This window comes from Paracraurococcus lichenis (genome assembly GCF_030657435.1).
In the GTDB taxonomy this organism is placed as follows: Bacteria; Pseudomonadota; Alphaproteobacteria; order Acetobacterales; family Acetobacteraceae; genus Paracraurococcus; species Paracraurococcus lichenis.
In genome coordinates this window covers 31,204-43,820 of the sequence record NZ_JAUTWS010000034.1, presented here as the reverse complement: position 1 = coordinate 43,820, position 12,617 = coordinate 31,204, and the positions used below count along the sequence as shown (strand labels likewise).

Annotated in this window: 11 protein-coding genes; 10 read left to right on the top strand and 1 reads right to left on the bottom strand. The window is 73.3% G+C overall.

The window, feature by feature from the left end:
- The first annotated feature begins 64 nt into the window (after positions 1-64).
- From Q7A36_RS25760 to mobF, 10 genes are read left to right on the top strand one after another with little or no spacing between them, the layout of a single operon-like run.
- The gene (locus tag Q7A36_RS25760; protein WP_305106633.1) at positions 65-1,066 is read left to right on the top strand and encodes a type IV secretion system protein; all 1,002 of its coding nucleotides are present in this window, start codon (positions 65-67) and stop codon (positions 1,064-1,066) included.
- 15 nt (positions 1,067-1,081) lie between these two features.
- Positions 1,082-1,249 carry a hypothetical protein gene (locus Q7A36_RS25755; protein WP_305106632.1) on the top strand — a complete coding sequence of 56 codons (168 nt, stop codon included), beginning with the start codon at positions 1,082-1,084 and terminating at the stop codon, positions 1,247-1,249.
- Between the two features lie 5 nt (positions 1,250-1,254).
- Positions 1,255-2,001, top strand: coding sequence for a VirB8/TrbF family protein (locus tag Q7A36_RS25750; RefSeq protein ID WP_305106631.1), 747 nt, complete (start codon positions 1,255-1,257; stop codon positions 1,999-2,001).
- A gap of 3 nt (positions 2,002-2,004) precedes the next feature.
- Positions 2,005-3,003, top strand: coding sequence for a TrbG/VirB9 family P-type conjugative transfer protein (locus Q7A36_RS25745; RefSeq protein ID WP_305106630.1), 999 nt, complete (start codon positions 2,005-2,007; stop codon positions 3,001-3,003).
- The gene (locus Q7A36_RS25740) at positions 3,000-4,106 is read left to right on the top strand and encodes a TrbI/VirB10 family protein (protein WP_305106629.1); all 1,107 of its coding nucleotides are present in this window, start codon (positions 3,000-3,002) and stop codon (positions 4,104-4,106) included. Before Q7A36_RS25745 ends, Q7A36_RS25740 begins: the two co-directional genes overlap by 4 nt.
- A complete protein-coding gene (locus Q7A36_RS25735; RefSeq protein ID WP_305106628.1) occupies positions 4,106-5,110 on the top strand; it encodes an ATPase, T2SS/T4P/T4SS family in 1,005 nt (334 codons plus the stop codon). The genes Q7A36_RS25740 and Q7A36_RS25735 overlap by 1 nt, the downstream gene beginning before the upstream one ends.
- Positions 5,107-6,969, top strand: a complete 1,863-nt coding sequence (locus Q7A36_RS25730) for a type IV secretory system conjugative DNA transfer family protein (RefSeq protein WP_305106627.1) — start codon at positions 5,107-5,109, stop codon at positions 6,967-6,969. Before Q7A36_RS25735 ends, Q7A36_RS25730 begins: the two co-directional genes overlap by 4 nt.
- A complete protein-coding gene (locus Q7A36_RS25725) occupies positions 6,966-7,265 on the top strand; it encodes a hypothetical protein (RefSeq protein ID WP_305106626.1) in 300 nt (99 codons plus the stop codon). Before Q7A36_RS25730 ends, Q7A36_RS25725 begins: the two co-directional genes overlap by 4 nt.
- Positions 7,258-7,602: a hypothetical protein gene (locus tag Q7A36_RS25720; protein WP_305106625.1), complete on the top strand. Its 345-nt coding sequence runs from the start codon at positions 7,258-7,260 to the stop codon at positions 7,600-7,602. The genes Q7A36_RS25725 and Q7A36_RS25720 overlap by 8 nt, the downstream gene beginning before the upstream one ends.
- 6 nt (positions 7,603-7,608) lie before the next feature.
- Positions 7,609-12,276: a MobF family relaxase gene (gene mobF / locus Q7A36_RS25715; protein WP_305106624.1), complete on the top strand. Its 4,668-nt coding sequence runs from the start codon at positions 7,609-7,611 to the stop codon at positions 12,274-12,276.
- A gap of 14 nt (positions 12,277-12,290) precedes the next feature.
- Here mobF and Q7A36_RS25710 read toward each other — a convergent pair whose 3' ends face one another.
- The gene (locus Q7A36_RS25710; RefSeq protein ID WP_305106623.1) at positions 12,291-12,536 is read right to left on the bottom strand and encodes a hypothetical protein; all 246 of its coding nucleotides are present in this window, start codon (positions 12,534-12,536) and stop codon (positions 12,291-12,293) included.
- Positions 12,537-12,617: the final 81 nt, after the last annotated feature.

Below are 12,617 nucleotides of genomic sequence, written 5' to 3'. Positions count from 1 at the left end.
CCGGCTCCGCAGCAGCCATCCGTACAGCAGAAGCCCCAAGCTCATCAGCCTGGGAGGACGTAGGATGGATTTAACTATCTTCGCGATGCTGTTCGAGGGAATCGGACCGCCCATTATCGAAGCAGTCGATGCCGTCGTAGCTGCTTTGCAAGGCTGGATGCGACCGATTTTGGTTTCCGGTGTCACACTCTACGTTGTCGGAAAAATGGTGTGGGCTACTCTCCGTGGCGAGGTAAACCCGCTTGGCGACAGCCTAGCCATGATGGTCTCCGGCTCGGTTATAATCTACGCAGCAACCGAAGCGGCTGGACTCGGACCGCAAGCACGTAATCTGCTCCTCAATGGAATTTCGAACGAGGTCGGCAGGTTGGTCCTTGGGGCAGTTGGAAATCGCCAGCTCGGTGCCGACCTTTTCGACGATGCCCTTGCCCGAGCTTGGGCGGCTGGACTTGACGTCTACAACAAGCTGCCGACGTTCTCTCTTAAGGCTTGGGCGCTTGCGGTGCTGGTTGTTTTCTACTGGATCTTCGCCTTCGGCTGCGTCGCAGTCGCCTTTTTCATCTGGCTGACCGCGTTCGTCATGGTGGCGCTGCTGGTTGGTCTCTGGCCGCTCGGTGTCGGCCTGTTCGCCTTCCCGTGGACCCGCTTCCTCGCCTGGGGCTGGCTGCGGTCAGCCATCGCCAATGTTCTACTGCAGATCCTGCTCATTGTCGTGTTGGCGATCGTGCTTGGCGCCATTCGACGTATTCTGGGCGCAGTCGCCGCAACGCTGCAGAACGAGATCACCAATGTCGGCCGTCTGCTGCTGTCCGGCATCGTCTTCGGCCTGCTCGCCTGGGTCGCCAAGCAGCTGCCTGGCCTCGCTGCCACCTGGGCGCACGGGTTCACCGGCTTCGGTCAGACCGCCTTTATCCGCGTCTACGGCAGCCTCGGCGGGTCTGGCTCACCCAGCACGCCGCCACCGCAACTGACGCTGCAGCAGCAGGCCGGGCCTGCGGCCATCGAGGCCGCGTCCGTGCCGCACCCCATGCCACGTTCCATGCCGCCGGGCCAGTCGCTCGGATGAACGGAGGACCATGCCATGCGCCTCGGTCTTGCTCTCGTCGCGCTGCTCGGTCTGGTTGCCTGCAGCGACGGTCCGAAGCCCCTGCCCGGGCCTGACGGTCAGGTCTTCCGGCTCAACCCGGATCGCTGGGCGGAGACGGTGAACGACATCCCACCCAAGCCGGCACGGACAGTGCTGCGGTGAGTGGCGTGCAATTTCTCGGGCGGCATGGCCCGACGGAGGCCGTAGCAGCGGCCGAGCGCGATGCGCACCTCGCCGCCGGCCAGGACCGTGCTCGCACCATCGCTGAGACGAACCGCGCCATCCGCCGCACCGGCCTCTGGGTGGGCAGCATCGGCAGCCTGATCGGCGTGCTCGGCATGGCCGGCATGACCATCATGGCCGGCCGGCTCGCCGGCGGGCCGGAGCGGGTCTTCATCGAACGCGACCCGCGCACCGGCGAACTCGCCCAGGTGCCGCGGCCCTTGGAGGCATCCGGTCGCTTCACCGATGCCACCATCCGCCAACACCTACGCCTGGTGCTCGACCACTGCGAGGCCTATCTCTACTCGACCTACCTGCTCAACGCGCGCCGCTGCCAGCTCTTCCTGACGCCGCAGCAGCAGGCGGTCCACGCCCGCGAGGTCGAGCAGACCAACCCCGACAGCCCGATCGCCCGGCAGGGCCGCGACGGCTCGATCTCGGTGGCCGACCGGGTGACCTACGAGCAGGTCGCCGCGGCGCGCGACGGCACGCAGGTCTGGGGCATGCGCTACATCAAGGTCTTCGCCCAACCGGGCCGGCCCATCGAGTGCCTGTCCTGGACCACGGTGGTGACCTTCCGCTGGCGGCCGGACCTGCGCATGGCCGACGAGCACCGGGTCATCAACCTCGGCGGCATGCAGATCAGCGACCGCCGCAGCGGCCCCGATCCCGTCCGCAAGCCGGAGTGCTGAGCCATGCGCGCCCTCGCCCCCGCCCTGCTCGCCGTCGCCCTCGCCGTTCCCACCCTGGCGCAGGCTGATCCGAACACGCCAGCCGTCGCCGGGCCGAACCCGAACATGCGCACCGTGCCCTATCACCCGCACGCGCGGGTGCAGATCATCGGCAATCCCGGCCGGCCCACCGTTATCACCTTCCGCCCGGGCGAGGAGGTCATCCGGGTGATGATTGGCGATGGCGGTGACGGCGCCGAGCAGTCCTGGGAGGGCCCGAGCCCGCAGGAGGTGCAGGAGAGCCCGCTCGAGAACATCGTCTACCTCTACCCGCGCCGGGCCGGCTACACCGCCATCGCCATCATCACCCGCTCGCCCCGGGGCCAGCGCGCCTATCAGTTCGGCGCCCTCGTGCGCGGCATCCCACCCTGCGGTCGTCCTGCCTGCGACGATCCGGAGGCCACCTACGGCCTCGCCTTCACCTACCCGGACGATGAGCGGGCCGAGCGTGAGGCCGCCGCCCGGGCCGAGGCCGAGGCACGCCGCGTGCGCTGGGAGGCAGAGGCGCCCATGCGCCAAGCCCGCGCCGAGGCGTTGCAGACGGCCGGCATGCGCGCCCGGCTCGACACGGACACGCTGGCCGGTGGGGCCTGCCGCAACTGGCGCTACGAGGCCGAGGCCAATGCCACCGGCCGCGAGCGCATCCTCCCGGACGAGGTGTCGGACAACGGCCAGGAGACGGTGTTCGTCTTCCGCGGCAACCGTGAGCTGCCCGCCTTCTACCGCCTCGCTGCTGACGGCACGACGGAGGTTCCGGTCTTCCCGGTGCTGCGCGGCCCGGAGACGGTCGCCCTGCAGGCGGTTGCGCCGCAGTTTCGGCTGCGGCTCGGCGAGGCAGTGGTGCACGTCTACAACCGTCACCTGCTGCCATCCGACTGCGTGTCGCGGACCGGCACCACCAGCCCCGATGTCGCCCGCGTGCTGCGCCGACCGGCGATGATGGGGCGGGTCGCGACACAATGAGCGACGAGCGCGGCGCCCCCGTCCGGCTCGGTCGCTTCGGGCGTCCGGTCAGGGCCGGCATGGGTGTCGCGCTGCTGCTGGTGACCGGTGCAGCGGTGATCGCCTTTGCGCTGCGGGGCGAGCTCAACCCCGAGATCCGGCCGCCGCAGAGCGAGGCCGGCGCCGACACCATCACCCCGGGCGCCGCCATCAGTCAGCCGGTGATGCCACCCGTCCAGCCCGCGGTCATGGCGGTGCCGCAGCCCCAGCCGGCACCGGCCACGCCGGTCATGCCGAGCAACACGGCGCTGCTGCCGCAGGGGCCCGCCCAGGGACCGCGCCGGGTCACCAGCTTCGCCGCCAAGGCGCAACCTGCGGCACAGCCCGCCTCCGCCTCCGCCGCCGGCGTGCCGGCCACGCCGCCCCCGACCGCCACGGCGCCTGGCCAAGCCAGCGTCGGCGGGCCGCCGGGCCCCACCACCGTGGCCTTTGCCGGCAGCGCCATGCCCGGCCTGCGCGCCGGCCCGGCGATCGACCTCACCTTCGTCATGCAGCCCGGCCTGTACCGCCTGGTGCTGGCCGCGCCGATCAACAGCGAGCGCAGCGGCACCTTCTTCGGCCTCCTGCCCGAGGCCATCCGCTCGCCCGCCGGCGTGGTGCTGATGGAGCGCGGCAGCCGGCTCTGGGGCGCCTACAAGAGCGAGGTCGGGCCCGGCCAGGAGCGCATCGTCTCCGCCGCCGCCTGGGGCCTGACCCCGAACGGCGTGCCCGTGCCGCTCGGCGAGGCCGCGGTGACCGACGGCTCCGGCCGCGCCGGCATGCCGGGCACCGTCAACACCCATTTCTGGGCCCGCTTCGGCGGCGCGATCACCCTCATGGTCACCCAGGGCGCCTTCCAGGCCGCCAGCGCCGCGCTGCAGGCCTCGCTCACCCGCGGGAGCGGCAACTCCTTCGTCAACCTGAACACCTCGAGCCTGGATGCCGCGCTCGCCGCGACGCTGCGCAACAACCTCAACATCCAGAACACCGTCGACGTGCCGGCCGGGACGGAGATCGCCTTCATGCTCAACCAGCCGATCGACTTCGCCGACGCCTATCGCCTCGCCCCGACGGGAGCCCGCTGATGGACGCCCTCCCCACCCCCGGCGAGCTCACGCTGCGCCGCCTGCTCGAGCCCTTCGCCGCCGCCATGGCGCTCGACGACACCCGCGAGATCGTGGTCACCCGCCCCGGCAGCTACGGCGTCGAGGGCGACCATGGCTGGACCTGGCACGAGGACGCGCGTCTCACCTACCGCTGGCTCGACGCGCTCGGCCGGCTCGCCGGCCGCATGACGCACCAGGACCTCTCCTCCGCCTCGCCGGCCTGCTCCTCGCGCCTACCGGGTGGTCAGCGCATCACCGTCAACCTGCCGCCGATGATGCCCGAGGGCGTCATCCAGCTCACCATCCGCCAGCGGGCCAGGAGCTTTGACCCCACGCTCGACTGGCTGGAGGCGCGCGGCTGGTTCCGCTGGACCCGGGGCACGACGCATGGCGGCCAGCCCTTCCAGCCGGCGGAGGGCTGGGTGGAGTGGCTGCGCAGCAAGGTCCGCGGCCGCGCCAACATCGTCCTGCTCGGCAGCATCGGCAGCTCCAAGACCACCGGGGCCGAGGCGCTGATCCAGGAGATCCCCGACTGGGAGCGCCTCGGCACGTTGGAGAGCACGCCGGAATGGGAGCTCGATCGGCGCAACTGGGCGCCGATCCGCTATGCCCAGGAGAAGAAGCCCGGCATCGGCCTGCCCACCGCCGAGGAGGCGCTGGAGTTGGCGCTGCGGATGCGGCTCGACCGGGTGCTGTTCGGCGAGCTGCGCAATGCCGAGGCCTGGGCCTGGCTGCGCTCGCTGCAGGCCGGCCTGCGCGGCACCATCGCCACGGCGCATGGCCATGAGGGCTTCGAGGGGCTGTTCCGCGCCCTGCACCCGATGATCCGTCAGTCGCCGCACGCGGCGGCGATGGACGAGGCGACGCTGCGGGCGATGATCCACGCCCAGATCGACGTGGTGCTGCACTGCGCCCGCATCGACGAGGCCAACGACGGCGTGCCCTACCGCTGCCTCCACATCGAGGATGTCCGGGCGCCATGAACGCCGCCCTGAAGGCCCTGGCCGAGGCCACGCTCGGCTCCGCCGCGGTCGCTGCCGCCTGGACCGCCGGCGCCTCCGCGGCCTTCCTCGGCATCACCGGCCTGTGGGGGCAGCCGGCGGTGCCCGGCAGCGACTATCTCTGGGGCTGGTGGCGCTACCTGCCGCATGCCGGGCGCAACACCACCGTCGCCCTCGGCCTCGTCCTCAGCGGCGCCGCTGTCGGGCTCCCCCTGCTCAGCCTGGCGGGCCTGGCTGCGCGCTGGCGCTGGCGGTCGGTGGGTGGCCTGCGCGGCGTCGGGCAGCGCATGGGCCTCGGCCAGATCCGCCGCGGCACCTCGAACAACCACGGCCGGGCCGACTGGATGAGCGAGGCGCGGATCGAGCGCCTGTTCCCTCCGCACCCCCACCCCGAGATCGGCGGCGTGGTGGTGGGGGAGCGGAGCCGCGATGACCTCTCGCCGCAGCACGCCCTGCCCTTCGACCCGCGCGACCCCGACAGCTGGGGGCTGCAGGGCCGCGGGCCGCTGATGTTCGACCACTGCGAACGCGGCACCACCCATTCGCTGATCATCGGCGGCGGCGGCACCTACAAGTCCACCACCCTGACCACCACCCTGCTGCACTGGCGGCCGAGTACGGTGATCCTCGACCCCGCCCGTGAGTTGCACGCCAAGCTGGCCGGGGCGCTCGCCGACAGCGGCAAGACCGTCCTGAGGCTCGACCTCGGCGCCGCCGGGCCGAACGTGCTGGAGGCGATCGACCTCGCCTCGCCCGAGGGCCGCCTCATGGCGGACAGCCGCCTGCGCGGCGTCGCCAGCCGCGTCATCGGCCCGATGCCGCGGGACGACAGCGGCAATGCCGGGCGGTTCAAGCGCTGGGGCCGGGCCATCGTGCTCGCCCTGCTGGCCGACCTCGTCCACCGCGAGGACGTCCCCGCCGGCCGCAAGACCCTGTGCGAGCTGCGCCGCGGCCTCGACGTGCCCTCCGAGCGGCTGCGTGACCGGCTGCGCGGCGTCTATGAGGGCTCCGCCTCGGGCCTCGCCCGCAGCATGGCAGCCAACGTTATGGACCTGCCCGAGGAGACCTGGGGCGGCGCCGTCGGCAACGCCATGGAAGACACCGAGTGGCTGGCCACCGAGGCCTACGCCAACCTGGTTTCCGGCAATGCACTACGGATGCGCGACATCGTGCGCGGCCGGCACGCCATCTTCGTGCAGATCCCGCAGGAGGTGCTCCAGGTCACCCCCGGCCTCGCCCGCGTCCTCATCGGCGGCCTGCTCGACGCGGTGCTGGCGCAGGAAGGCCGGGTCGTTGGCCGGGTGGGGTTCTTCATCGACGAGGCAGTCCTCCTCGGTCCCGAGCCCTCGCTCAAGCTGGCCCGCGACCAGGGCCGCAAGTCCAAGGTCACGCTGCAGCTGTTCTACCAGAGCGAGGGCCAGATCGAGGATGTCTGGGGCAAGGCGCAGCGGGACGCCTGGTTCGACGGCGTCAGCTTCCGCAGCTACACGCGGGTGCAGAACGTCAACACCGCCCGCGACCTCGTCACCGCCCTCGGCACCTTCGGTGCCAGGGCGGAGAGCCGGGGCAACAGCGCCGGCAGCAGCGGCCGGCCGCTGGAATGGGCCTCGCGCCAGCGCGGCGACAGCGCGCAGGAGAGCGAGATCGCGCGCGAGCTGATGAAGCCGCACGAGCTGCTGCAGGAGATGCGCGCCAACGAGCGCATCACCATCGTCGCCAACGACCGGCCCATCCGCCACCTCAGCGCCATCGACTTCTGCCGGCCCGAGATCGCCGCCCGCCTCGGCCAGACGGACTACCAGGCGCGCTTCGCGGGCGAGGACCTGGAGAGCGCCGCATGACCACGTCCGCGCTGCTCATGGTCGGCCTCGCCGGCCTGGCCTCCTGCACGCTCGGCACCGCCATCCTGGTCGGCATCGGCCGTGCCCAATTCCGGCGCCGCAATCCCTGTGGGCTGCTGGAGTTCCGCAGCTACGGCCGCTGGCTGCTGTTCCGCGGCACCACCGCCCTCCTGCGGCCACTCGGCCTCCTGCTGCTGTTCAACGGCGCCGTGCTGCTGCTCGCCGCGCTGAACGCACCGCCGGAGGCCTGGCGTGCCGGCACCCCGGCCGCATGGAAGGCAGGCGCGCATGGCTGAGAGCGGTCCGGGCCACGCCACCCTCGGCGACCTGCAGTGCCTGCTGGAGGAGGGTGTCGGCGTGATCCACGCCGTGCAGGCCGAGCAGGCCGGGCAGCGCCGCGAGATCGCCTCCCTGGAGCTGGCGATCGTCGCGCTCACCGCGGTGGTCGGCGAGCTGGTCGCGGCCCGCCGCGCCGACCACGAGGTGCTGCGGCGGATCCTCGAGGCCTGCACCCGCGAGGCGAGCGGCGAGCTGCAGGAGGCGCTCCGGCATATGGCGGCGGCGATCGCCGACATGGGCCGCGACGTGCGGGCCATCCTGGTCGCGGTGGAGCCGCGGCCGCCGCCGGGCTAGCCGGCCATGGTCTGCACCTACCGCACCTTCGCGCCCGGGGCCCGGCAGGAGGCCGCGGCCTATGCGGCGCACCTGCTGGAGAAGACCCTCGCCGCCGACCGCCTGGCTCAGGCGGTCTATTACACCCAGGGCCAGGCGCCGCCGGCGGACCGGGCCGACGCCATGGGCGCGATCCCGCTGGTGCGGGCCGACCTCGACCCGGCGCTTGCCCGGGCGCTGGCGATCACGCCGCATGCGGTGCTCGCCCCGGAGGCGCTGGCGCAGCTGCTGGCCGGCCGCCGCGCCGATGGCGAGGAGATCGAACGGGCCTCGCACCAGAACCCCCGGGTCCGCACCTACGAGGACGCGGAGGGCGCGACCCGGCACCGCATCGCCGGCATCGACCTGACCTTCTCCGCCCCGAAGAGCCTGTCGGTGGCCTGGGCGATGGCCGCGACCGAGGCCGAGCGCTGGTCGCTGCTGCAGGCGCACCGCGACGCCGTCACAGATGCCCTGCACTATGTCGAGCGCGAGATCGGGCTGGCCCAGGGCGGCAAGGCGCGCTCCGGGCCGGAGGAGCCGGCGCGGCTGGCCTGGATCACCATCGAGCACTTCACCGCCCGGCCCACGGTCGAGATCACCCGTCCGGACCCGCTGACCGGGGTGGTCGGGACCGAGCTCTACACCGTCGCGGCGGGTGACCGGGTGCGGGGCGACCCGCAGCTGCACACCCACACAATCGTCCCCAACCTCATGGTCGCGCAGAGCGGCCGGCTGGCGGCGGTGAACCGCGACCTGCTGCAGGGCCGCATCCACGAGTTCGGCGCCGTCTACCACGCCATGCTGGCGACGCACCTGCGCCGGCTCGGGGTTGAGGTCGTCCTGTGCGAGCGCACCCGCACCGCCCGGCTGCCGGTCGTCCCCGAGCCGGTGTGCGAGGCCTTCTCCCACCGCACCAGGAACGGCACCGCCGCGGCGCGGGCCTTCGCCGCCGAGCAGGGGCTCGACTGGGACAGCCTGGATGCCGACCGGAAGGTGGCCCTGCTCAAGTCCGGCACGCAGGGGCACCGGCTGCCCCGGGACGTCGCCCTCACCCCCGAGGCGCAGGCGTTCGGCCGGGCGGCGCGGCGGGACGACCTGGCCGACTTCGAGGCCTGGGCGGCCCAGGCCGCCCGGATCGGCTTCCGGCACGCGACCGCGATCACCGGGCCACCGGCGGAGCCCGAGGCGGACGCGGCGGAGCGGGCCAAGTCCGGGTGGTGGGCGGCCCTGCCGGTGCTGGAGCGCGAGCTGGACGCGCGGGCGGTGGTCCGGGTCGCCGACGCCCGGGTCGCGGCGGCGCGTGGCCTGATCGCCTCCGGCGCGGCCGAGACCGCGGATGTGGACCGGGTGCTGGCGCGGCTGGCCAGCCAGGGCGTGCGGCAGCAGGGGCGCTGGACGGAGGTGCTGGCGCCGGCCGGGATCAGCGACCCGCAGGCCCGCCTCACCACCGGGCTGCACCACGACCAGGAGGCGGAGGTGATCCGGCTGCTGCGGGCGGCGGCGGCGGACCAGCGCTTTGCCCTCGCGCCGGCGACGCTGCGGCGGGTCACGGCCGGGATGGAGCGCGACACCGAGATCGGCCGGCAGCAGACGCGCGCCGTCGAGGTGGTGGGTGCCGGCGGCGCGGTCTCGGTGTTCATCGGCGTCGGCGGCAGCGGCAAGACGACGCGCGTCCTCGCGCGCCTGGTCAGCGCCTACCGCCAGGCCGAGGGCCGCGAGGTCTGGGGCATCGCGCAGGCCTGGGAGCAGGGCAGCCGGCTGGCCGAGGCCGGCATCGACCCGATGCGCACCTTCGCGGTCAAGCCCTTCCTCGACGGGCTGCGCCAGGGCGCGGCCCGGCCGCTGAGGCTGCGGCGCGGTGCTGTGGTCGTGCTGGACGAGTTCAGCCAGGTCGGCACGCGCGAGTTGCTGGAGCTGCTGCGGGCGCGGCAGCGGCATGGCTTCAAGCTGGTGCTGACCGGCGACGAGCGGCAGGCCCAGAGCGTCGAGGCCGGCCCGATCATCAAGCTGCTGGCCGAGGCGCTGGGGCGACAGACCATCCCCGAGATCCTCGTCATCCGGCGGCAGGCCTCAGAGCGCGAGCGCGAGATCGCCACGCTGTTCCGCGGCCGGCGCGAGGACGGGCCCGAGGAGCGGCTGGCCGCGGTCAGCCGCGCGATCGCCATGAAGCGCGAGGACGGCACGGCCGAGCTCGTGCCCGGCGGCCGCGAGGAGGCGATCCGGCGCACTGCCGAGGCCTACATGGAGGCCTGTGGCCGGGCGGGGCCCGATCCCGGCTACACGGTCACCGTCTCGGCGCCGACCAACGCCGACGCGCACGAGATCAGCCTGGCGATCCGGGCGCTGCGGCGCGCGGCGGGGCAGGTGGGGCGGGACGCCGTTGTAGTGGAGGCCATGGACGGCGCCGGCCGGCAGTACGCGATGGCGCTCGCGCCCGGCGATCGCATCCGGCTCTACCGGCGCACCCATGCCCGCTTTGTCATCAACAACCAGGGCTGGGAGCGCAGCGCCATCGCCGGCAACAACGGCACCGTGCTGACGGTGCGGCGGGTGGTGGACGAGAGGGTGCGGGTCGGGCGCCGGGTGGAGCACCGCGCCGGGCTGGAGGTGGTGACGCCCGGCGGCAAGGTCGGGTTCGTCGCCTGGGAGAGGCTGCGCGCCCGCGGCTCGACGCGGCTGCAGATCGCCTACGGCGACTGCCGGACGATCGACAGCAGCCAGGGGATCACCTCGGACGAGCACATCAATGCCCTGCCCGGCGGCTCGCGCACGGTGCAGGGGTTCAAGAACTACGTGGCCTCCAGCCGCCACCGGGTGCGCTCGCTGCTGCTGAGCAGCGCCGGCGCCGAGCTGCGGCAGGTGGACGAGCTGCGGCCGGCCGGGGTGCCGCCGCCCGCCGACTGGGCGGAGCGCGAAGCCGAGGCCTGGGACAACCTGGTCGCCAACCTTGCCCGCCAGCCGGTGAAGGAGACGGCGCACCAGTTGCTGGCGGGCGCAGTGCAGGACAGCCGGCATGCCATCCGCGTGCTGCAGCAGCACGTGCGGACGGTCGAGGCGCGCGAGCGCGCGGGCCTGGCGCCGACCACGTTGCGCGACAGGCTCGACCAGGCCGATGCAGCGCGGCACCTGGCGCATGCGCTGGGCGAGGCGGCCCAGGGGGTGCGCGCGGCCGCCCGTGCGATGCCGCAAGCGCCGGAGGCCGTCCTGCCGCAGGTGGTGAGCAGTCCCCCACCTTCACCCGCGCCACCGCCCATCGTCGTTGCGCCGCAGCCGCAGCCGCAGCCGCAGCCTGTGGCCGCAGGGTCCGGCGGCGCCCGGTCCCCGCCCGTGCGGCCGCGCCGGCGCGTCGAGATCAGCGAGATCGAGGCGCAGCAGCAGTTCGCCGACGCTCTCCGCACGGCCGGGCTGAAGCTCGACGGCCTGCCGGTCATGGATGGCCAGCGCCACTACGCCCCGGTCGAGGGCAACCGGGGCCGGCAGAAGTCGGGCGCCTACATGGGGTTCTTCGACAGCGGCGTGCCGAACGGCATCGTCTGGAACTACAAGGCCGGCACCCGCTCGACCTGGAAGGCCCGTGGCGAGACGGTGCCGCTCCCGGCCGCCGAGGCCCGGCGCCTGGCCGAGCAGGCCACGGCGGCGCGGGCCGCGACGCGGGCGGCACAGCAGACGCGTGAGGACGCTGCGGCGCAGCGCACCGCCTGGCTGCTGGAGGGCACCCGGCCGGCGACCCCGGCCAACGCCTATCTGCGCCGCAAGGGCGTCACCGCCGTCCCGCCCGGGCTGCGCGAGGACCTGCGCGGCAACCTGGTGATCCCACTGCGCGACACCGCCGGGCACCTGCGCAACATGCAGACCATCCTGGCCCGGCCGCCCCGGGACGGCACCGACAAGCTGTACCAGGAAGGAGCGCAGAAGAGCGGCACCGGCTTCCTAATCGGCACGCTCCGCCCCGGCGAGCCGCTCGGCCTCGCCGAGGGCTTCGCCACCGCCTGGAGCGCGCATAGCGCCTCCGGCCTGCCGGTCGTGGTGGCGCTCGACACCAGCAACCTGCTGCCGCTGGCCGCGGCGATCCGCCGGGCGGAGCCGGAGCGGCGGCTCGTGTTCTTTGCCGACAACGACCACCACCTGCCGGCGCGCGAGCCGCCGCTGCCGAATGCCGGGCTCGAGAAGGCCAATGCCGCGGCCGACACGCTGGGCAACGCCCTGGTGGTCGCGCCGCCGCTCGATCCGGCGCGGCACGCTGCAGGCAAAGGCACCGACTGGAACGACTACCACCAGACCTACGGGCTGGAGGCGACGCGGAGCCGGATTGCGGCGACGCTTCGGGTCGGCGCGGCCCAGGCCGAGGCCGGCCCGGATCCAGCCCAGGAGATGCCGGACAGGCCGGCACGGGCGCAGCGGGCGCGCCCCGAGCAGGTCCCGCAGGGGGAACCCCCGATGACCGACAGCAGGATCCACAAGGCCAGGGCGCAGGTCCGCCAGGAGCGTGAGCGCGAGGTGGACATCTGGCAGGCGCGCGAGCAGGCCGGCCGCACGGCCCGGCAGGCAGACGCGCCGCGGCAGGCGTCGCGCCCGGCCCAGGGCACGGGCGGCCCGGACGACGGCACCCGTCCGAAGGCCGGCCCGCGGCAGGGCCAAGCGCCGAGCGCCTGAGCCGGCGGGTGCGGCTAGTGCAGGCCCAGGCGTATCCGCTCGGCCGCCTCCTCGGCCGAGCCGAGGAAGATCTCCTCCTCGCCGTCACGCAGGCGCGCGATGGCCACCACCTCGCCGCACCGCAGCATCGCGCGCAGCGGGTCGAGGATGCGCGCCTGCTGGTCATCGGGCAGCGGTGTGCCGGGCTGGTCGCCGTCCTCGACGGACAGGCAGTGCACCACGGTCTCGGGATCGAGGCGAAGCCAGGGAGTGGTGCTCATGTGGCCCTCGAGCGCGAATCGACGAGGCCGATCCTAGCCGGCCGCCGCGCCGCATGTCGCGCCCAGATCACGTGCGCGCAC

Excerpts from the sequence above, each read along its gene's own strand:
- Q7A36_RS25760 (WP_305106633.1), top strand. The coding sequence starts at position 65 with ATGGATTTAACTATCTTCGCGATGCTGTTCGAGGGAATCGGACCGCCC.
- Q7A36_RS25755 (WP_305106632.1), top strand. The coding sequence starts at position 1,082 with ATGCGCCTCGGTCTTGCTCTCGTCGCGCTGCTCGGTCTGGTTGCCTGC.
- Q7A36_RS25745 (WP_305106630.1), top strand. The coding sequence starts at position 2,005 with ATGCGCGCCCTCGCCCCCGCCCTGCTCGCCGTCGCCCTCGCCGTTCCC.
- Q7A36_RS25740 (WP_305106629.1), top strand. The coding sequence starts at position 3,000 with ATGAGCGACGAGCGCGGCGCCCCCGTCCGGCTCGGTCGCTTCGGGCGT.
- Q7A36_RS25735 (WP_305106628.1), top strand. The coding sequence starts at position 4,106 with ATGGACGCCCTCCCCACCCCCGGCGAGCTCACGCTGCGCCGCCTGCTC.
- Q7A36_RS25730 (WP_305106627.1), top strand. The coding sequence starts at position 5,107 with ATGAACGCCGCCCTGAAGGCCCTGGCCGAGGCCACGCTCGGCTCCGCC.
- Q7A36_RS25725 (WP_305106626.1), top strand. The coding sequence starts at position 6,966 with ATGACCACGTCCGCGCTGCTCATGGTCGGCCTCGCCGGCCTGGCCTCC.
- Q7A36_RS25720 (WP_305106625.1), top strand. The coding sequence starts at position 7,258 with ATGGCTGAGAGCGGTCCGGGCCACGCCACCCTCGGCGACCTGCAGTGC.
- mobF (WP_305106624.1), top strand. The coding sequence starts at position 7,609 with ATGGTCTGCACCTACCGCACCTTCGCGCCCGGGGCCCGGCAGGAGGCC.
- Q7A36_RS25710 (WP_305106623.1), bottom strand. The coding sequence starts at position 12,536 with ATGAGCACCACTCCCTGGCTTCGCCTCGATCCCGAGACCGTGGTGCAC.